The 20,540-nt window shown below is 40.9% G+C and carries 15 protein-coding genes and 2 pseudogenes; 10 read left to right on the forward strand and 7 right to left on the reverse strand.

The genetic code is table 11. The features are described 5' to 3' along the window. Positions 1–240 precede the first annotated feature (240 nt). Positions 241–459: a hypothetical protein gene (locus tag V7K56_RS13820; RefSeq protein WP_334911314.1), complete on the forward strand. Its 219-nt coding sequence runs from the start codon at positions 241–243 to the stop codon at positions 457–459. Positions 460–979: 520 nt separating this feature from the next. Here the strand turns inward: V7K56_RS13820 and V7K56_RS13825 are convergent. The 3 genes from V7K56_RS13825 to V7K56_RS13835 all read right to left on the reverse strand — a co-directional run bounded on the left by V7K56_RS13825 (position 980) and on the right by V7K56_RS13835 (position 3,260). Then, a complete protein-coding gene (locus V7K56_RS13825) occupies positions 980–1,699 on the reverse strand; it encodes a hypothetical protein (protein ID WP_334911316.1) in 720 nt (239 codons plus the stop codon). A 582-nt stretch (positions 1,700–2,281) separates the two neighbouring features. Then, positions 2,282–2,914: an acetoacetate decarboxylase family protein gene (locus tag V7K56_RS13830; RefSeq protein ID WP_334911317.1), complete on the reverse strand. Its 633-nt coding sequence runs from the start codon at positions 2,912–2,914 to the stop codon at positions 2,282–2,284. Between the two features lie 88 nt (positions 2,915–3,002). After that, positions 3,003–3,260: a DUF6582 domain-containing protein gene (locus tag V7K56_RS13835; protein ID WP_334911319.1), complete on the reverse strand. Its 258-nt coding sequence runs from the start codon at positions 3,258–3,260 to the stop codon at positions 3,003–3,005. A gap of 762 nt (positions 3,261–4,022) precedes the next feature. Here V7K56_RS13835 and V7K56_RS13840 point away from each other — a divergent pair. From V7K56_RS13840 to V7K56_RS13860, 5 genes and pseudogenes are all read left to right on the forward strand, one after another. Then, positions 4,023–4,212 (forward strand): annotated as a pseudogene (locus V7K56_RS13840) (IS701 family transposase); the annotation flags it as partial. Between the two features lie 171 nt (positions 4,213–4,383). Continuing rightward, the gene (locus V7K56_RS13845) at positions 4,384–5,169 is read left to right on the forward strand and encodes an MGMT family protein (RefSeq protein ID WP_334911322.1); all 786 of its coding nucleotides are present in this window, start codon (positions 4,384–4,386) and stop codon (positions 5,167–5,169) included. Between the two features lie 708 nt (positions 5,170–5,877). Continuing rightward, complete coding sequence (locus V7K56_RS13850; RefSeq protein WP_334911324.1) at positions 5,878–6,798, forward strand: NAD(P)-dependent oxidoreductase; 921 nt, start codon at positions 5,878–5,880, stop codon at positions 6,796–6,798. Between the two features lie 132 nt (positions 6,799–6,930). Then, positions 6,931–7,932: a hypothetical protein gene (locus tag V7K56_RS13855; protein WP_334911326.1), complete on the forward strand. Its 1,002-nt coding sequence runs from the start codon at positions 6,931–6,933 to the stop codon at positions 7,930–7,932. A gap of 42 nt (positions 7,933–7,974) precedes the next feature. Next, the gene (locus V7K56_RS13860; RefSeq protein WP_334911328.1) at positions 7,975–8,202 is read left to right on the forward strand and encodes a hypothetical protein; all 228 of its coding nucleotides are present in this window, start codon (positions 7,975–7,977) and stop codon (positions 8,200–8,202) included. A gap of 131 nt (positions 8,203–8,333) precedes the next feature. On the opposite strand, the pseudogene V7K56_RS13865 reads toward V7K56_RS13860, so the two are convergent. From V7K56_RS13865 to V7K56_RS13880, 4 genes and pseudogenes are all read right to left on the reverse strand, one after another. Continuing rightward, positions 8,334–8,846: pseudogene (locus tag V7K56_RS13865) on the reverse strand (sigma-70 family RNA polymerase sigma factor); the annotation flags it as partial. Positions 8,847–8,977: 131 nt separating this feature from the next. Further along, positions 8,978–9,394, reverse strand: a complete 417-nt coding sequence (locus V7K56_RS13870; RefSeq protein WP_334911330.1) for a hypothetical protein — start codon at positions 9,392–9,394, stop codon at positions 8,978–8,980. Positions 9,395–9,440: 46 nt separating this feature from the next. Further along, complete coding sequence (locus tag V7K56_RS13875; RefSeq protein ID WP_334911332.1) at positions 9,441–9,653, reverse strand: IS1096 element passenger TnpR family protein; 213 nt, start codon at positions 9,651–9,653, stop codon at positions 9,441–9,443. Positions 9,654–10,951: 1,298 nt separating this feature from the next. Then, complete coding sequence (locus V7K56_RS13880; protein ID WP_334911334.1) at positions 10,952–12,271, reverse strand: dihydroorotase; 1,320 nt, start codon at positions 12,269–12,271, stop codon at positions 10,952–10,954. Between the two features lie 396 nt (positions 12,272–12,667). On the opposite strand from V7K56_RS13880, the gene lepB reads away from it, so the two are divergent. The 4 genes from lepB (at position 12,668) to V7K56_RS13900 (ending at position 20,498) form a co-directional block, all read left to right on the forward strand. Continuing rightward, complete coding sequence (gene lepB / locus V7K56_RS13885) at positions 12,668–13,309, forward strand: signal peptidase I (RefSeq protein WP_334911336.1); 642 nt, start codon at positions 12,668–12,670, stop codon at positions 13,307–13,309. 438 nt (positions 13,310–13,747) lie between these two features. Beyond that, positions 13,748–14,542 carry an MOSC domain-containing protein gene (locus V7K56_RS13890; RefSeq protein WP_334911338.1) on the forward strand — a complete coding sequence of 265 codons (795 nt, stop codon included), beginning with the start codon at positions 13,748–13,750 and terminating at the stop codon, positions 14,540–14,542. 524 nt (positions 14,543–15,066) lie between these two features. Continuing rightward, on the forward strand, positions 15,067–18,666 hold the full coding sequence (locus V7K56_RS13895; RefSeq protein WP_334911340.1) for an ATP-binding protein: 3,600 nt from the start codon (positions 15,067–15,069) through the stop codon (positions 18,664–18,666). Continuing rightward, positions 18,663–20,498, forward strand: a complete 1,836-nt coding sequence (locus V7K56_RS13900; RefSeq protein ID WP_334911342.1) for a GGDEF/EAL domain-containing response regulator — start codon at positions 18,663–18,665, stop codon at positions 20,496–20,498. Before V7K56_RS13895 ends, V7K56_RS13900 begins: the two co-directional genes overlap by 4 nt. Positions 20,499–20,540: the final 42 nt, after the last annotated feature.

Raw genomic sequence — 20,540 nt, forward strand, 5'->3', positions numbered from 1 at the left:
TTATACTATGTGCGTATAATTGGCTAATCCTTGATATAGCCTAACTTGGCAGGGTGCATCCTAGAGCGACAGTAATGTGTTAACGACGACAAATAATTTGTTATCCGACATTTACCTGGGCAATTGTCACTGTTTCAATCAAATGATGCATGAATATATTGATGTCTAGAAACTATCCTTATAAATAGAACACCAATTACAGAGCCAATGCCCAGCAAAATTATTGAAGTCTGAGAGTAGATGGTCAGAGCGCACAAGCGGGAAATTCACACCCGCGTTTTCAATTTCGTATGTAAGCAGTGCGAACAACCCACCCAAAGAGAAACTTTTGGTGTGCGACCGCTCTACTGTGAAAAATGTCGTCCGCCTCAACCTCCCAAGCAATCGAAAGTAGTCCCTATAGGCAAGAGGAAACCCAGAGCGATGAACTATAAGAGTGGGAAAGGTATTTCTGGGTGAATTGTTATGTCAAGGAAAAGATGATCGCTGTAGGGGGAGTGTGTTTAACAGAAGCATCAGAGCGATCGCGATATCTTTACAATTCCTTTCCAGCATCAATCATGAAGGCTTTGGACTCGGCGTTGAATAAGAGTGAGCGATTCTGTTAACTGCTGAAAATATCGGTATTGCTCGTCTGCATATTCAGAAGGCTCCAGTTCTAAAAGCTGACAAAAATTGAAGTAATCAACTTTCCAATTGAATTCACCAATAGCGCTGGCGAACTTTTCAACTCTAAAGGCGTGATTCAGTGCTGGCTGTTGATGTTTTTCTATTATGGTTGTAAATACTGCCTTGCTCTGTCATCTTATTTGTTTAATAGTACATTTGTATTAAAAACTATTTTAGTTCTCTCCGACCCTTGGCGAAAATAGGACAGAAACAGTGTTTGACAACATTCAAAAAATGGCTGACTTTTCTTTAGTGTCCACAATTATGAGTGTTGCTCCCATTCAGGTGCTAAAAGTAAAAATAGAAATACTTAACAACCAAAGGTTTCCAACATTATAGAAAGAAGCTTTGGGATGGACTCACCGTGAATAATAGAACCATGCATTGTTGCAAGGTACTTAATCGGTAGCTTTTCTATTGCCTCAATTCCTCGAGTGAAACTTTTCCCTTCAGACATAAACCCGACTTTTTGCTGAAACTTAATGATGGATTCTGTAAGATCCTTCTCGGTAACAGGTTCATCGAACTGACCCGGATGAGCCGCAAGATCAGAACAAAAAAGGATCTCCTCTTGCGGCTGATAAAATACACAACTCTCCCATCCATGAGGAAAATGAGGAGTTTCAATCAGGATGATATCTCTTGTACCAAGGGAAAGAACAGAGTTATTCTTAAGAGCCGTTGTTGGTCGTAGTGCAAAATCATCCATGTTCGATTGATTCAAAGGACTCACAATTGTTTTCGCTTGTGGAGCAACTTCAAGCCAGTGATTAAGCGCTCCGCACTCATCAGCCTCAAGGTGACAAAAACCTATGTAATCAAGTTTTGAAGGATCGCAGACAGACTCTACTAGCTGATAAGTTTGCTCAAACCAATTTGAGCGACCCGTATGAATTAGCATTGGATGCTCATCAACGAGCAGAAATTGACTGAAAACAAATTTTTTATTATTTGAGATCGAAAGCTTATATATATTAGGAACTATCTCATCTATCCGCGTGAACTTAGCATCGAAATGCTTAAACATCATATTTTGGGGTAAAAAACATCTGACATTTTTTCCCCAAACCCTAAAGAGGCAAAGCTGGTGAAATCGGGGAATTTAGCAGCAACTGAACTCATGTTACTACCTAATCCTAAGCTGTGCATCTAACTGATTTTTACGATAGTGAATTCATGTTATGTTCAAGGTTGACAAGCCTTATCAATTAAGGCAAGCTTCCTCCCCTTAACTTGGGAGCAATGCGATTCTGTTAGATCGGACTTTCATTCTCAGTTACAGAGTTAGATTCTCAATAAAAATACTTATTTGGCTGCGATCGCACCTCTAAATAGGTGATTTGGCACCCGAATTTTAAACACCTTACAAAATCGCATTGCTCCCCCTTAACTTTTAGCCTGAAGTCAGCTCCCGTTTTTCTGGCTGATTGCCGGAGTTAACCATTTTTACTAAGTGCTAATTCAAATAGCTTTGCACCGAAATGTACAAGCTTTCCCAGAGTGTAAAAGAAACATCCTCTTTGTCTATAGCCTCATCATTTTCTGATGCAGTTAGTCTCTGACGAGCTGTCACCATTTCCCAGGCTGTATGAGTAACAAGTAATCCGCTAGTTCACAAAACGAAAATCTTTGGTTCATATGCTACTAAATGTAGAGATTGAGCGCAAATCGTCAGCCAAGGTTGACTATTACCCAAGTTTGTCAAAGGACTTTGTGCTGGTACGGCTAACCTAGCACTCACCAGCCCCAACCTGCACTCGGCTTCACCCTCAAACAAAAATAGATTAGACCCATTAGCACTGAAACTAGGTAAAGCTAAACTTTGCTGCCACAATAGAAGTTGCCAATCTACCTCAAGCGTACATAGTAGCCTTTGTTGTTGTCGCACACGGCAGCAAAGATGCTTAGTTTTCGACCAACTGAAGTCAGCCATTTGTGTAGGTAAGCCCCAGATTTCACAACCAGCCGCAGCAGCATCAGCATTGTCCACATAAACATGAGAGCAAAACAAGCCTAAGCAACCTGCGTAGCATACCAAAGCCGCAGCAACAAATAATTCGCTATACTCAAGCACCGAACCCGAACCATAACAAGCCAGATACACACCACCTAATGTCTTGCCAGGCAATATGTTGTAGATTTCCATCTCTGTTGGTACAAGTGTACGAATGCTCTTTGTGTCCACCAATTGCAAAGTTTGGTAAGCATAGCCTTGAAGTTTCCAGGGTGTGGATGGATATGTCATTTCTCCTCAATTTAATGCACTTGACTTTTTTCTATACTCGCTCATCCGCTACCCACTCATGAGTCTATGGTTTGTTACCAAGGTCATGCTAACTTTCTTCTTCAATGTGAACCCCATAATGCTCCGCTACCTTTTGAATATTAACAAATGCTAAATTGCGATCTTCGTCAGTCACGTCTTGGACTTGATCAAAGCGGGCTAATGCATTCTTAACATGAGAAGCATCTGTCAAAGGTTCTTTACGCTGTTTGGAAAATGCGAATACACTATCAGGAAGATTTTTACGATCCTCAGCGCTGAGTCTGCCATGCTCTGTATGTGGTTTCCAGGTAGGTTGAATATTCATCAATCTGTATCTCCTTGAGGTATGTAATCACAGAAGGACAATTATATATTTAACGGAGAGACAATCACTGGTGACTAGGGGTATTCGTTTATCACTCTGCCAACTGGGGAATGGGGAAAGGCTAAAGGGAAAAGGGATATATTTAGATCCCTAAAAATAGGCGCGAGCGACCGCTACTAACGGGACTTAAACATTTTTGAGACAGAAACAAGGCTCAAACCTAGACAGGGAAAGGAAAATACACCGAAGATTCAAAAATGCTCCAAACCCAGATATATCAAGAAACTAGGTAAAACGATAGTCAAACTCTCTCTGTATATACGTTTGATGGGTTTTTTGGGCTACTTTTTGTCTAAGTCACGATAATTGGGGGTATGGACGGACAGTCTAACCTCAGTAACTTTTGGTATAAATAAATTAAATATTACGCTCAGTTAGCGATTGAACGGGTAGAACACGGGGATGATGCAGTAAAAGAATTACTCAGTACCATGATGAGCGATCGGCGTTGGCTCATATCTTGCACCTAACTGAATAAACCCGTAAAAGGTAAATAAAGGACGCAAAATATAACAGTAAAAGAAGAATGCTACTTAAGTATGATAAAGTGTAATATATTTTAGATGACTAGTAATAATACTAATGCAGTTCAAAGATAACAAGATACTCAGATGACGCAAAAAGCGTCATCTGAAAGTGCGATCATAAATGTTGGATTTGCTATGAGGCTAAAAGCATGAGAGAAAGAGCGTGAAATGTAAACGTTTTGTTTTGTCTAGTCGACCAAATTATTGCTTCTACTCTTAAGTGGTGGGGTAAGCGTCGTTGGCAGATTGAGGGATGGTTTAAAACTGCAAAGCATCGTTTCGGTTTGCACCGTTTTGGACAGGGTTCTCTCCTTGGTATGTATCGCTGGCTGATTCTTTCTCTGACCGCTTACCTCATTCTACATCCTGGTTCATGCATCATCGGCTCTTTTTGAGGCCGATGCTCATGCATATAATGGCTGGAGTTGAAGTTACGAAAACTGAGTTAACATTTTCTTTGAGAACTCAAGTTTTAAAGAAGTTTAATTGTTCTGGGAATTTGGCTAGAAAATCATTCAAATATCAAAGTAATTTTTATGTCTATTAGTTACGGGTTAATTAAACATCTTTTTATCAAACAAAAACATAGTTCTTTAATGAGAGAAGTCGAGGAACTAAACTTCAAATCTGGCTATGGAATTGAAGGAGATATTAATGCTAACGTCATAAGTCCTAGACAAGTTTTAGTCGTGAAATATGAAGATATTGTAAGTTTAGCAATTTCACCAGGGGAATTACGAGAGAATATTGTTATAGCAGGAATAAAATCTCAAAAGCTCACTCCTGGTTCTCTTATAACTTTTGATAATGGCGCTGCTGTTCGTTTAACTTTTTATTGTGAACCGTGTAAGCGTATAGCTCATTTAGTTGATTCCTTAAAAACTTTTCAATATCAGAGAGGGGTTTTAGGTGTAATTATTAATTCTGGTACGATTCATGTTGGAAAGAATGTTCAGATTCAAACTGAGAAATTTCCAGCATTATCTGAAAAACCTTATGAACGCTTCCTTAATTTTATAGCAAAAGTTCCATCAGGTAAATTAGTAACTTACAAGCAGATTATTCAAGCTATTGGAGTAGATAATAGCTATATCAGGGCTATCCCAATATATCTTAATAAAACATCTGCCGATGATTACCCAATTCATAGAATTTTAGATTCTCAAGGTTATTTAATAAAATATGCTCCCAACCAAAAGCAGAAATTAGAGTCTGAAGGTATTCAAATTTTGAATAATTTAGACTTAGATACTAGTTCAATTAAGTATTTTGTCGATTACAGTAAACATTTATATCCTGAGCTAAATATTTATCTAAGTTAAAAGTATAATTTACCTTTGAATATCAATACTAAACAGTTAGAAAAATACCAAATTTGAATTGCAGGAAATGGTAGATTATTTTGCCAGATTCTACTTTTACACAATACAATTTTTGGTTACCAGCATTGAGTTCATCTGATTAAAATTATTAGAAATGAAAGAGAAGAGAAAAAGTATGATTGACCACGACCGCTTATTTAAAGAATTACTATTTACCTTCTTTGTTGATTTTTGAGATTTATTTCTACCTCAAGTAGCCAACCAAATAGACTGCGAATCCATTCAATTTTACCTCAAGAAGTATTTACTAACGTTACCTCTGGTGAAAAGAAGGAAATTGATTTGTTGGCTCAGGTGCGTTATCAGCAGCAAGACACTTGTTTTTTAATTCATGTTGAGAATCAGTCTTATACCCGTTGCGGTGGGGTGAAGTTAGAGAGTGTCAGGTCGCTAATCCGGCTAATCGTCGCCTGTTCAATCTGAAAGCTTTGCGCTCGCTTAGTCATAAGCGAGTTCCTGAATGGGTGTAGTGTACTACTAGTTTGTCAAGTTTGAGGTAACATACTCGAACTGGGCAAAGCATTCATTCGACCAGTCCATGACGGTGCGAAAAAGTGCAATTCAATCAAACGGCAGAAGAGAAATCAATGAAGTGAAGATTAAATTTATACGAAGCGGTCTACACCGTATCTTGTTCAATCTTAGCTGATGCACGATCGCGATTCATTCAAGTCTGTAGAGGAAGCCAAAATGAAAATTGGATTCATTGGTTTAGGCAGCATGGGTAAAGCAATGGCAACTGTCTTGCTCCAGCAAAACTACGATCTCATCGTCTACAATCGCACCCGAAGTGCGGCTGATGAACTTCAGAAAGCAGGCGCACAGGTCGCCAGTTCGCCCGCAGAGGTGGCGCGGCAATCTGAAGTCGTGATTACCATGCTGGCCAACGATGAAGCGGTCGAAGCCGTTACTTTAGGCAATGATGGATTGAGTACAGGACTCGCCAGAGATGCCATTCACATTTCGATGAGTAGTATCAGTCCAAACCTTTCCAAGCAGTTAGCCCAAAGTCACACCCAAGCAGGACAAGGTTACTTTGCAGCTCCTGTGTTCGGACGACCTGATGTCGCAGCAAAAGGGAATCTCTGGATTGTGGCAGGTGGTGACAACGCGCAGATTGAACACTGTCGATCAATTCTCGAAGCGATGAGTCGGGGGATCTCAATCATTGGCACAGACCCATCGCTGGCGAACTTGGTGAAGATTACTGGCAATTTTACAATCACTGCCATGATGGAAACACTCGGTGAAGTATTTGCCTTGATGCAGAAATCGGGAATTGAGCCACAAGACTTTCTGCAAATCGTGAATCAGGTATTTCAGTCCCCGCTCTACGAGAATTACGGCACTCAAATCATTCACAAACGATTCGAGCCAGCTTTGTTTACGCTCAAACTCGGTCTCAAAGACATTCGACTGGTGCGAGAAGTTGCAGACGATGTAGCCGTGCCGATGCCGCTTGTGAATTTAGTTTATGAACACATGCTGGCTGCGATTGCTCATGGACAGGCTGAGCAGGATTGGGCAAGTTTTGCTCAAGTCAATGCTGAGAATGCAGGTTTGAAATAGACCTATCTAGAAGTATTGAGTGCAGGGCATAGGCAACGTTCTATAGATTTGCTTGAGCCGGAACTGGTCTACTGCTTTGGCGAGTTCTGCCAAGTTTGAAACCGAAGACTATATGCTAGAGGAACCTACGCAATGAGCAATCTTAGGCTGAAAATTGCTTTCTGGAACTACGATCGTACGCGCCCCTTAACTGATGGCACTGTCAAGTTCGACGGGGTTGATGCCAGCTTTTCGAGTACCCCCATTGTCTCAGAGATCTTTGAGCGGATGATCCGGCAGCACGAGTTTGATGTCTCAGAACTAGGTCTAACATATTATCTACGCACTCTCGACTTCGACGAACCGCCGTTTATTGCACTTCCGGTGTTCCCCAATCGCTGTTTTCGACACTCGGCAATCTTCGTGAACACGTCGAGCGGCATCAAGAAACCCCAAGATTTCGCAGGCAAGACCATTGGAGAATTCGCGGTATATGGTCACGATGCAGGCGTGTGGCCCAAAGGCATTCTGTCGGACGAGTATGGCGTGACGCCGGATCAGTGCCGTTGGATTGTCGGGGGACTGGATTTTCCTATGTCCCCGATCGACTTCATCCCGCGACCGCATCCTGCGAACGTTGATGTATCGATGGTTCCAGAAGGCAAAGAGTTGGGAGAAATGCTTCAAACCGGAGAAATCGACGCGCTGATTGCAGCCGATGTGCCTAAGTGTGTGCTGGACAAGGCACCGCAGGTGGCACGACTGTTCCCCGACTACAAGTCGGTTGAACGCGAGTACTACAAACGAACTGGCATATTTCCGATCATGCATACTGTGGTCATTCGTAGGGATGTTCTCGTGCAGCATCCAGGGCTTGCACAGGTCATTTATCGAGGCTTCTGCGACGCAAAAGACGCTGCAATAGAGCAGTATCGGACGGGGATGATTTTTAACAACATGGGCACGATGATTCCGTGGTTGAGTCAACTACTCGACGAAGACCGCCAAGTGTTAGGGGACGATTGGTGGAAATATGGCGTTGCAGCGAATCGCAAAGCGATCGACACTTTCTTGCGCTATCACTTTGAACAAGGTCTCTCGCAGCGGCGGTTAACGTGTGAGGACATCTTCGTGCCAGAGTTACTTGAAACCTAGAGTCATCTGCGGTGTTCAAGCGCTTTTCAGAATCGTTCACAAATGTCGCTTGCCATCAAGAGCGCGATCAGTATCTTTAGCCAAACCTACCTGGAGTGGGCGAAGCAGGTGATTGGAATTGATCGCATCCTTTTCGCGATGGACTATCCGTATGTGTTCGAGCCTGACGTTGCTAGATCCTATTTAGAGAATTCATCGCTCAACAGCGAAGAACGCGAGAAAGTCGCTCACTGCAACTGGGAGCGCCTCATGGCTGCGCGAAAGCATTGATTTTACTGAATAACGTAAAATTTGGTGTTGAACAATGATGCGATCGCTAATCCTTCCAATTAATCAACAGCCCCGTGGGATTTTCACACCATCCATCCTGCAATGCCTCTTCAACACGAGCAATCACTCCTTCAAGAAGTGAGATACTGTCCAATGGACGGTTGTTGACGGCGCAGAGCAGTCATTGCTTGCTGCTGAATTTGACGAACTCGCTCTCGACTGACATTGAGCTTCTCTCCAATCTGGGCCAAACTTCGTTGTTGATTATCCAACAGCCCAAAGCGCAAAATTAATACTTCACGTTGCACTGGTTTGAGTGATGCCAACAAATCACTCAAGTCTTGCCGTAACATTTCTTGAGTAATGAGTTCATTTGGTGAAATACTCTCCGAGGCTAGAAGTTCGCTCAGTTCTGTATCTTGATTGTCACCCACCTTCAAATCTAAAGAAACTGTCCCACTAGCAGCACTGAGATATTCTCGAATCTGGCTTGGCTGTATGTCCAATTTCTGAGCAATTTCCGTAACAGTAGCACGACGACCAAGCATTTGAAACAACTCCCGCTGTGCCTTATTAATTTGATTGAGCTTTTCGTTAACGTGAATTGGTAGCCTAACAGTACGAGATTTTTCAGCGATCGCTCGTCGTGAGAGAGTGCGAGTATAACACAGCGAAGGTCAAAAGTGATAAAGCCTTTGAATACTTTAGTTCTGCTACTACTGAAGCTGCAAAGCAACAGGATGTACAGGTCAAATGCATCTTAATGACTGTAGCTTTAATCTAAATATATTGCTGAACTCTGAAATGCTTCTTCTGGCGTTCCATAAAAAGTGCCATTATTAAATATGCTAGGTTCATATCTTTCATTACTATAAGTATAAAAAGCTTTTGTCCATTTCTCTTCATTGCCCTTATAGCGCAATCGACAAAGATGAATTGGGGTATTTCTAGCTCTTTCTAAATATTCTTCACGCGTTACTTTAAATATCGATGGGTCATAATTGTCTGGGATAAATGGTTCTTTATAAGCATCTATGTAACAGAAGTGTCCTTTAAAACGCATATCAATACGTATGTATTTTCCAGCATAATGCTGTTCTGCATAAGCTAATATTCGTTGTTTAGTCCTCTGTTTAACTTTTTCAGGAATCTTTACCCCTCCTGAATGTGGCTCGTTAACCCATGTTCTCATTATTAACTCCTTCCTTATCTAATATTTATACTGCTAAAATATTGTATTATTTTTCATTCTCTGTTTCTTCATCATTGTCATCCCATTCTTCATCGTCCCAATTTGAATATTGTTCAGGTGCAGTTCCATGACTAGATAAAACTGTTGATTCTTTAATTTCTATATTGTCTGACTCAATCCTTTCTAATTGCACCTTAAACTGCCAACTATCTCCATAGTCAAACAAGTAAATTATCGTTTGTCCGACTTTCAAAGACAAAGACAAATTTTCAATTAAAAATTCCTAAATTGACGGGCAGAGGATTGGCTTGGTCATACATCATTAACAGATAGTTCATAGGAATGGGCTTGCCTGCGAGCGCAATTTCTTTTGATGGCATCAGGGATACTACCGCGGGTTGCTTTGTGATTAACGGCTCTGTCGGTTTGAGATACTTTGGTCTATCTGGCAGCGATCGCAAACGCATTTTCGTTGCTCTCTGTTATAGTCATTAGCTTTAGGTTTAGCTGATTGCCATCTTTGATATAGTTAAAAGCCTTCAAATGCTTGAGAGAATCAGCATCTAACTCCCCCAAAGTTTTACAATCAAGTTTGATTTTGACTGCATAGTTTGGGACACTTACTGTACCAGGGCTATTTCATTCTAAAATAAAGTGCAATATGGTAAAATGCAGCGCAAATTATACTTAAAGCATCTACTACTGTGTATGAAATCGAAATTATAAAAGCTTTTGCAGATATAAAAGACCTCCGCCGTCGCGCCGGACAGCGACATAATCTTCCATTATGTCTCAATACGGTTCAGATAAGCTTTTTTCTCCCCCCTGCTTCCCCTGCATCCCCTGCTCCCCCTGCGTGCCTCAACGAATAAATTTCTTAACTGAACCGTATTGCATTATGTCTGGCACTCTTCACACTGGCGATCGCCGCAGGAAATAAAGGATTTTTAGCAATTGGAGATTGGATTTCAAGCTACCGCGAGCAGTTAATTGGCCTTTTTATACCCTCAAAAAATAGGCTACCTTCTTACAGGACAGTGCGTCGTACTTGATTACACTAAGTTATAAGTAATACTCAGTATGCCTTGCGAATTTCTTTGACATTAAATCAGTTCCTGGAGAAACTGTTGCTATGGATGGGAAAGTCCTCAAAGGCTCGTATCAAGTAGAAAATGATAATCCATATTCTGATTCCCACCCAGCAATTATGTTGTTCTTTTGGATTAGACACACTTAAAGAACTTTTTAGAATGAAATAGCCCTGTCCATAAGGGGTACGCGTAGCAGTAGTGTCAACTTAAGGTGAAAGCCAGCCTAGAACCAGCTTTTAGATATTATCTCGTTGCTAGTCGAAGACTGGGAATGCCGTCCTAGAGGCTCTGCCTCCCTCAATACTGTTCGGTTAAGGCAAGAGACGCGATGAATCGCCGTCTGTACAATAATCAGTCTTTCGTCTTGATGGTGATTTATCACAAAGACGCGATCTAAATAAATAATCTGATAGCAAAAATGGAGTAGTTATTGAAGATTTTTTTAGTAAGGTTAAATAAATATTTGCTATAAGAAAGTTAAAGCTTGACCCCGCACTTGCGTATTTACCTGGCCTTTATCATAAACTATTTCACCGCCGACAATAGTAGTTGTAGCCCAGCCAGTCAGGTTCCAGCCTTCAAAAGGACTCCAATGGCATTTGGTTAAAAGTTCCTCGCGCCGGACTGGGCGGTATGTGTTTAAATCTACAAGCACCAAATCGGCATCATAACCAGGTGCGATCGCTCCCTTATTCGGAATACCATAAGCCACAGCTACAGCTTTAGACATCCAATTCACAACTTGAGCCACAGTACACTTTCCCTCCATTGCCGCAGTTAACATCAAAGCAAGGGAAGTTTCTACACCAGGCATTCCCGAAGGACTATTGGGGTATTCTTGAGCTTTTTCTTCTAAGGTGTGCGGTGCGTGATCTGTAGCGATGAAATCAATCACGCCATCGCGCAAAGCTTGCCAGAGAACTTCGTTATCGTGGGGCGATCGCAAAGGTGGATTCATCTGTGCTAATGTGCCAATCTGTTTATAGGCACTAGTATTTAATAACAAATGCTGTGGTGTCACCTCTGCTGTCACCCAACTCGGTTTCTCCTGACGCAGCAAATCTGCTTCCAGCGCTGTTGACATGTGAAGAATATGTAACCGACGTTGATATTTTTGAGAAAGTTTTAATGCTAGTTGGGTTGCAAGCAAAGCCGCTTGATCGTCTTGAATTTGCGAGTGAACGGCTGGATCGTGAATATTAGTAAATTGTTGGCGGCGTTGGTTGATTCTAGCTTGGTCTTCGGCATGAACGGCAATCAAGCGATTGCCTTTGGCAAATATCGCCTCCAATGCTGTTTCGCCATCAACTAACAACTGACCATGCATCGACCCCATGAAAATCTTAATTCCCGGTGTTGGCTTTGCTAAAAGCAAATCTGGTAAATTCTCTGCTGTTGCCCCAATAAAAAAGCCATAATTAACTAAGGACTTGTGTGAGGCTCGTTCTAGCTTGTCGTCTAAAGCCTGTTGTGCCGTTGTTAGGGGGCGCGTATTGGGCATTTCTAAAAAGGAAGTGACTCCCCCTTTAGCACAGGCACAACTGGCAGTGAATAAATCTTCCTTGTGTTCTAGTCCAGGTTCCCGGAAATGCACCTGCGGATCGATAACTCCTGGCAACAAAGTTAAGCCTTCTGCGTCAATTTCAGTGGCTAGTGCTGTTTGGGAGATTTCCGGCGCAACTTCGACTATTTGGCGATCGCGCGTCAACACATCCCCAACCATCAGTTCACTATCGGGTAAGATTATGCGAGCGCGGCGAATCAGCAACATTTTTGGAGATGACATAAGAATAACCAAGTTTAGACAGGGAGCTATGTATTACAGAGAACCATGCTTTTAGGTTAAACTTATTCGCGATCAGAGTAATCAATTTTTGCCGCGCCTTAAAAAAAAGTTTATTTTTAACAAGAGAGGCAACAAGAGTTTAAGTCCCCCACAAAATCTCCGAATTGGTGGACTGTAATTAGATAGGGTTGAACGCGAGAGGGTCTCATATAGAAGCCTTATCTAAATTCAAACCTCCTGCCCCCTGCCTCCTGCCTCCTTCACAATCCACAATCTAAAATTGGTAGTCAAGATGCAAACATAACTAGGAAATTAAAATTTTCCCGTTAAGATTAACAGATAAAGTCTCACTAGGCGAGTTAATTACCTACATCTTTCGTTAAGTTAAGTAATTTCATGCATAATCAAGTGTCTGATAACAACTCTAGTCAACAACCCGATAATTCTTGGATCGCAGAGCTAGGTAGAACAATTGTATTGAGCATTGTTTTAGCTCTGGGAATTCGTACCTTTGTTGCTGAAGCACGTTGGATTCCTTCTGGCTCAATGGAACCGACTCTGCATGGTACGCCAAACCAGTGGGAGGCAGACAAAATTATTGTCGATAAATTGAAGTATAAATTTGCTGAGCCGCAGCGGGGAGATATAGTAGTATTTTCACCGACTAAAGAGCTACAAAAAGAACAATATCAAGATGCTTTTATTAAACGTATAATTGCCTTACCTGGAGAAAAAATACAACTTAAGGATGGCAAAGTCTATATCAACAACAAATCTCTACCAGAAGCCAATTACCTCAGTTCTGGGCAGACTACAGTTATTGATGTTTGCCAATCAGGGCCACAGCCACCTTTTTTAGCCAAACCCCAGACTATACCAGCCGATTCATATTTAGTACTGGGTGATAATCGTAACAGTAGTTATGATAGCCGCTGCTGGGGTGTTGTCCCGCGCCAGAACATTATTGGACGTGCTGTTGTTCGTTTCTGGCCTTTAAATCATATTGGCGGAATCGATAAATCGCCAATATATCCATAATTAACAAATAATATTGCTCAAATAGCTGATTAACAAAAGAATTTTAGATTTTAGATTGGGAACTACCAAATCACCAATCTAAAATCCAAAATACGTCTTGAAAAGTTCAGTTCGCTCTTAGCATTGGCAAAGCCAAACGCTAAGAAAAGACGCTGCGATTTTTCGCCAAATCTCAAATCCAAATATTGCTATGATCGAAAACGAAAAGGATACAAGCCCCTCTCTTACAAAGTTGAGGCAGTCTGTTGGCGGGGTTCCCCCGCTTAAAGGAACTGCCGTCTGATGCCTGCGGCGGGCTGCGCTTTCCGGTGGAGGAAAGCCCAAGTCGGGAAACCCTGACTGTGCGACTGGCTCGACTTTGCGCTAAATCTATTTATGGGGGTCAATCAATAATGCAAGAATTTTGAATTTTGAATTTTGAATTCGGAGCGAAGCGACGTGACGCCTTACCTAGCTAAGATTTTACTGTATCCAGTTAAATCACTGGATGGTGTTGAAGTTGAGAACGCTAGAGTTATTGCCAGTGGCGCACTACAGTATGACCGCGAGTTTGCCATTTTTGACGAACAAGGTAGATTTGTCAATGGCAAGCGTCATGCTAAAATCCATTTACTAAGAGCACAATTTGCACTCTTAAATAGAACTATCTCGTTGCAAATCCCTGATGACAACTTACAACAAATTTTTCATCTGGATGAGGAACGGCAAGCATTAGAAGCAACTTTGAGTGATTATTTTGAGTTTACTGTCACATTGCGACAAAACTCTTTGATGGGTTTTCCTGACGATACACACTCACTTGGCCCAACGGTAATTAGTACGGCCACATTGGCAGAGGTAGCTTCTTGGTTTCCTGGTTTAAATGTAGATGAAATGCGCCGTCGGATGCGTGCCAACATCGAGATTGGTGGTGTACCAGCATTTTGGGAAGATCGGCTATTTAGTGAACAAGGTGATTTAGTCTCTTTTCAAGTGGGAGATGTACACTTTTTTGGGGTTAACCCATGTCAGCGTTGTATAGTCCCAACACGCAATTCTTACTTAGGGGAAGCTTACCCAAACTTTCAAAAAATCTTTACAACCCAGCGACAAGCAACTCTGCCAAATTGGGTTGCTTTATCGTCTTTTAATCATTTTTATAGATTGAGTATCAATACTCAACTACCCCCATCATCAGCCGGAAAAATTTTACAAATCGGTGATGAAGTTGACATACTTGTACAACAAAGTTAACATTTCGTCAAATATAAAAAATCCAAAGTAAACTTTTTTGGATTTTTTTGTATATGCTATGTATTTGCATGACAATTCTAAAATTGTTGTAGTTAAATATAAGTTTTTGTACAAGTCTAGAGGTTTCCAGACCAAAAAATCAAGACATTAGCAATTAAAAATTAAATTTAGAATTGGGTGCTAATGGCGACCTGAATTTTAGAATGTCATACTGGAGTTTATTGGTTAAATTTCAGTTCATCTGAGAAAATTTGTTGAAATATTGCTAGATAAAACTGAGCAAATTCAGGTGCGATGGCATACCCACATAGGCGATTTCTATAATGGACTAATCCTGTGCAAAGTTTGAAAATTAGGCGTTGGAGGAAGTCAGCCAGTCAAACAATTACAAGTAATTAGTAATATTTTATACTAAAAATATAAAATTTTCATAAAGAGCAATGTATGCCGTAATTGTACTTATATAAAATGTAGCTGGCACGGCAAAATGCATCTAGTAGATGCTGGGGAAGAATAAAACTACAATGTTATCCAAACTTCAGCCCGTCAAATCATTTAATCGCTTAGTTGGCAAAGTTTATGCCAAGATGCCCCTGAGATATGTTCTGATTGTGCCCTTTATCTTGCAAATTTGTGGTGCGGTGGGACTTGTGGGCTATCTTTCGTATCAAAACGGTCAAAAAGCGGTAAGGGAGCTTGCTACTCAATTAGAAAATGAAATCTGCGATCGCATTGAACAGCATCTTGATAACTATTTAACAACCCCAAAGCAAATCAATCAAATCAACTTAGATGCGATTGAGCTAGGTTTGCTCAACCTTTCCGACTTTCAAACCACCGGCAATTACTTTTGGAAACAAATGCAGGTTTTCAATGTTGGCTACAACAGCTTTGCCAATCCCAAAGGTGAATTTATCGGTGTTGAACGTCTAGATAATGGCCAGCTCTTAATTAATGAAGTTAGTGAAAAGCATAGTATAGGCAAACTTTATGTTTATCCTACAGATAACCAAGGAAATCGCCGCTATTTACAGGAAGTCAAAAATTACGATCCTCGTGTAGAAGCTTGGTATACAGATCCAGTCAAGATAGGCAAACGAGTTTGGAGTCAAATTTATCAATGGGAAGATAAACCAGAAATTTTATCCATATCTTCCAGCTATCCTGTTTACAATAAAAATCACAAATTCGTTGGGGTAATTAGTGTTGATTTGCTGTTGTCACAAATCGGCAAGTTTTTAGCTAAGTTAAAAGTCAAAGAGTCTGGTAAAACTTTTATTTTAGAGCGTTCTGGGTTAATAGTGGCTTCTTCTACTAGCGAGCCACCATATACGATCGTTAATGGTAAAGGAAAACGTCTATCAGCATTAGATAGTCAAAATCCTTTAATTAAACTCACAACACAGTCTTTGATCGAACGCTTTGGCAGTCTTAAGTTTGTTGTGGGGAAGCAACAGCTAAGTTTTACCGCCGATGGAATGCGTTATTTTGTACAGATAAAAAGCTGGAAGGACGAACTGGGTTTAGATTGGCTAATTGTGGCGGTGATTCCCGAAGGCGAATTTATGGAGCAAATTAATGCCAACACCCGCATCACTATTTTGCTGTGCATGGTTGCTTTTTTAGTGGCTACGAGAATTGGGATTTTGACTGCTCGTTGGATAATTAAGCCGATTTTGCAATTAAACAGATCGGCGAAGAAAATTGCTCAAGGTGAATGGGAGGAAACACCAGATATTCAGCGTTCCGATGAGATGGGAGAACTAGCCAAATCATTTGAAACTATGGCAAAGCAACTCCAGGCATCTTTTAGTGCTTTAGAAGCCAAGAATGCCCAAATGCAAGTTTTAAATGAGGCACTATCTCATAATCACAGTCAGCTAACTCAATTTTTAGAAGCCATGCCGGTAGGTGTATTTATCATCGATGCTGAAGGTGAACCTTATTATACAAATCAGATTGGGCAGCAAATTCTTGGTCAAGGAGCGATCGCAGAAGTTAGCACCGAAAAATTGTCAGAGGTATATCAAGCTTACCTTGCCGGGACAAATCAACTTTACCCCAGCGATCGCTTACCGATTTTGAGAGCATTGCTTGGGGAAAGCACCAGAGTTGATGATATGGAAATTCGCTGTTGTGGCAAGATTACTCGCATTGAGGTTTTAGGAAAGCCAATTTATGATGAATCAGGGAATGTGGCTTTTGCGAGCGCCACATTTTTTGATATTACCCAACGCAAACAAACAGAAAAGTTATTAGCGGAATACAATCGCACCTTAGAGGCTCAAGTAAAAAAGCGCACTGAAGAGTTCCAGCAAGTTATTGAGCAACTGCAAACCACCCAAGAAGAACTGATTCAATCGCAAAAAATCGCTGCACAGGAACAACAAGCAGCTGTTCGGGAAGCGGCGCGAAGTGATGCCGCCAACCTTGCCAAAAGCGAATTTCTTGCTAACATGAGCCACGAACTGCGTACCCCACTCAATGCCATCCTTGGTTTCACCCAAGTCATGAGTCGAGATTATTCGCTATCTAGCGAACATCAAGAAAACTTGGCAATAATTAATCGTGCTGGCGAACATCTACTCAAATTAATTAACGACATTCTAGAAATGTCTAAAATCGAAGCTGGCAAAATCACATTAAATTGTAGCAGCTTTGACTTAATTCATTTGTTGAAGAACTTAGAAGAGATGTTGCACTTGCGTGCTGTATCTAAAAATTTAGAATTACTGTTTGAATATCCGCCAGATATTCCTAAATACATAGAAACGGATGAAAATAAACTGTGTCAAGTATTGCTCAACCTTTTGGGAAATGCGATCAAATTTACCGATCAAGGGAGGGTGACGCTACGGGTGAGACTAGGGGCTGGTAAGCGGGAGAGCAGGAAAGCAGGGGAGCAAAATCTTTCTTATCCCTCTGTTCTTTTTTTTGAGGTACAAGATACTGGCTGTGGTATTGCTCCACAAGAACTTGACTTGCTGTTTGAGGCTTTTGAACAAACCGAAATCGGCAGAAAATTCCAACAAGGGACGGGACTGGGTTTAGCGATTAGCCGTAAATACGTGCAACTGATGGGAGGAGATATTACTGTCAGCACGATGCCTGGTATCGGTAGTACATTTGCTTTTAATGTTCAGATTGCTCTAACTTGCCCCAGAGAAATCCCCATAAACCAAATTAAATCACAAATTAAAGCTTTAGCACCTAGTGAAAAAGTATACCGCATTCTAGTAGTTGATGACTCCAAAGAAAGCCGATTGTTGCTAGTTAAAATTCTCACATCTCTAGGCTTTGAAGTTAACGAAGCTACAGATGGTAGTGAAGCGATCACTAATTGGGAATCTTGGCAACCACACCTGATTTTTATGGATATGCGAATGCCAGTCATGGACGGTTACGAAGCCACAAGAATTATTAAAGCTAGAGAAATTGGGCATGGGACAGCCAATACGTCGCGGAGGTTCCCAAAATTGAAACAACTGGTGTCATCAAGGAGCCAGTACCTTGCAGAAGAGTTAACCGATTCAGTCGAGGGTGAGGTTCTGAAAATTGTACGCAAAGAGTCTTACACACCAGAAACAATTAATGTTATGGAAAATGATGCTTCTGGTGCGTCCACTTTGCGATCGCGGATGCCAACAGCCTTGGCTCCCCCTTACGACTTCTCTAGAACAATGCCGGATAGCTCCAATACAAATACAATCATTATTGCCCTAACTGCTAGCGCTTTTGAAGAAGAACGCCAGAAAATTTTGTCCATTGGCTGTGATGATTTTATTCGCAAGCCATTCAAACAGGAAGTATTATTGGAAAAACTGAGCAAACATCTGGGTTTAAAATATACCAATCAAGTAGAAACTACAAACACAGTAGTTGGCGATCAAGCTACACAGATTTTTGTCAGTGTTGCCGAACTCTTGGGGCATTTATCACAAATGTCACCTGAGTGGCTCCAACAGATTCACTATGCCGCAGCCAGCTGTAGCGATGAACTGATTTTAGAGTTACTCAAGCAAATTCCATCAGATAATGCTCAAGTTTTCCAAGTTCTCAGGGATTTAGCAAATAACTACCAGTTTGAGAAAATCATGGAATTGACTACAACAAACTTAGAATGAATTACGAGCATTTAGACCCTAATAAAAAAGATATTTTGATCGTTGATGATATGGCGGATAACCTCCGGGTTTTATCCTCCATATTGACAAGGGAAGGGTATAACGTTCGTAAAGCTTTGAACTGGCAAATGGCATTGACAGCAACTCAAACATTATTACCTGATTTGATTCTACTCGATATCATGATGCCAGAAGTAGATGGGTATGAAATTTGCCAGACCTTTAAAGCTTGGGAGCTAACAGCCGATATTCCAATAATTTTTATTAGTGCTTTAGATGATGTTTTTGACAAAGTTAAAGCTTTTAAAGTCGGTGGTGTAGACTACATTACCAAACCTTTTGAGTTTCAAGAAGTTTTAGTACGCGTGCAAAATCAATTGGCATTAAGATCAGCGCGATTAGAAATATTGAAACTAAATGTTGAACTTGAAGATCGGGTAAAACAGCGGACTAGTGAGCTAGAAAATACTCTCCAAAGACTCCAGCAAGAAATCGATTCCCGCCAGCAATTGCAAAGTCAACTGCTAGATATAGCACTGCATGATTCCCTGACTGGATTAGCAAACCGAGTTTTGTTTATTAGGCGATTAGAAAATGCTCTTAATCGGGCGAAGCAAGAATCTAGTTATCAGTTTGCGGTACTTTTTTTGGACTGCGATCGCTTCAAAGTTATCAACGATTCCCTTGGTCATCCGGTGGGAGATGAATTGCTGATAGCTATTGCTCACCGCTTACAAGCATGTCTCATCCCTGTCGATACTTTAGCACGATTGGGCGGAGACGAATTTGGAATTCTTTTAGAAAATATCACAGATATCAATATAGCAATCCAAGTTGCCGAAAGGATTTTGCAACAGTTATCACTTGCTTTTCAATTGTCAAGATATGAAGTATTTATGAATGCCAGTATTGGTATTAGTTGGGGCAATAAAGATTACGATCGTCCAGAGTATTTGCTGCGGGATGCTGATACGGCAATGTATCGGGCTAAGGCTCAAGGAAGAGCCAAATATCACGTTTTTAATCCAGTGATGCATCAGGAAGCTATTCAGCTTTTAGAGTTAGAAAATGACCTGCGGAGGGCTATTGAAAGGCGAGAATTCCTCGTTTACTATCAGCCAATTATTTCTCTGGCTACAGGCAGAATTTCTGGATTTGAAGCCTTGGTGCGCTGGCAACATCCGATTCGTGGTTTGGTTTTTCCTATAGAATTTATTCCTGTGGCCGAAGAAACGGGTTTAATTAATGCCATCAATACTTGGGTATTACAGTCAGCTTGCCATCAATTAAGCATCTGGCAACATTATCCAGTGACACCAGAACCTTTAACTATGAGTGTCAATTTGAGTGCAAGATTATTTTTACAGCCGAATTTTGTAGAACAAATTGACCGAATAATTTATGAGAATAAAATAAATCCGGCATATTTAGAATTAGAAATTACCGAAAGTGTAATTATGGAAAATACAGATGCAATAAAAATAATTCTTCAACAACTAAAGCAGCGAAAAATCAAGTTGATTATGGATGACTTTGGTACAGGATTTTCCTCTTTAAGTTACCTGCACAGCTTTCCTTTAAATGCACTCAAAATTGATAAATCCTTCGTCAAACGGATGCAGGAGAACAAAGAAAATATGGGATTAGTACCAGCAATGATTGGCATTGCCAACTCAATGGGGATGAGTGCGATCGCCGAAGGTGTCGAAACACAAGAACAGTTAACCCAATTGAGAAGTTTAAACTGTAATTTTGCTCAAGGATATTTATTTTCTAAACCTATAAAACAACAACTGGCTCTTGAGTTGCTTACCTCAGCACCTCAATGGTAGTTATTAAGTAGCATTTGGGAAAAATTTCATTGTTGATCCTCG

Source organism: Nostoc sp., from assembly GCF_036917535.1.
Classification (GTDB): domain Bacteria; phylum Cyanobacteriota; class Cyanobacteriia; order Cyanobacteriales; family Nostocaceae; genus Nostoc.

Bases quoted from the DNA above. Each gene is read 5' to 3' on its own strand.
- V7K56_RS13855 (WP_334911326.1), top strand. From the start codon at position 6,931: ATGAGCAATCTTAGGCTGAAAATTGCTTTCTGGAACTACGATCGTACG.
- V7K56_RS13825 (WP_334911316.1), bottom strand. From the start codon at position 1,699: ATGATGTTTAAGCATTTCGATGCTAAGTTCACGCGGATAGATGAGATA.
- V7K56_RS13835 (WP_334911319.1), bottom strand. From the start codon at position 3,260: ATGAATATTCAACCTACCTGGAAACCACATACAGAGCATGGCAGACTC.
- V7K56_RS13820 (WP_334911314.1), top strand. From the start codon at position 241: ATGGTCAGAGCGCACAAGCGGGAAATTCACACCCGCGTTTTCAATTTC.
- lepB (WP_334911336.1), top strand. From the start codon at position 12,668: ATGCATAATCAAGTGTCTGATAACAACTCTAGTCAACAACCCGATAAT.
- V7K56_RS13850 (WP_334911324.1), top strand. From the start codon at position 5,878: ATGCACGATCGCGATTCATTCAAGTCTGTAGAGGAAGCCAAAATGAAA.
- V7K56_RS13900 (WP_334911342.1), top strand. From the start codon at position 18,663: ATGAATTACGAGCATTTAGACCCTAATAAAAAAGATATTTTGATCGTT.
- V7K56_RS13880 (WP_334911334.1), bottom strand. From the start codon at position 12,271: ATGTCATCTCCAAAAATGTTGCTGATTCGCCGCGCTCGCATAATCTTA.
- V7K56_RS13860 (WP_334911328.1), top strand. From the start codon at position 7,975: ATGTCGCTTGCCATCAAGAGCGCGATCAGTATCTTTAGCCAAACCTAC.
- V7K56_RS13830 (WP_334911317.1), bottom strand. From the start codon at position 2,914: ATGACATATCCATCCACACCCTGGAAACTTCAAGGCTATGCTTACCAA.
- V7K56_RS13895 (WP_334911340.1), top strand. From the start codon at position 15,067: ATGTTATCCAAACTTCAGCCCGTCAAATCATTTAATCGCTTAGTTGGC.
- V7K56_RS13845 (WP_334911322.1), top strand. From the start codon at position 4,384: ATGTCTATTAGTTACGGGTTAATTAAACATCTTTTTATCAAACAAAAA.
- V7K56_RS13870 (WP_334911330.1), bottom strand. From the start codon at position 9,394: ATGAGAACATGGGTTAACGAGCCACATTCAGGAGGGGTAAAGATTCCT.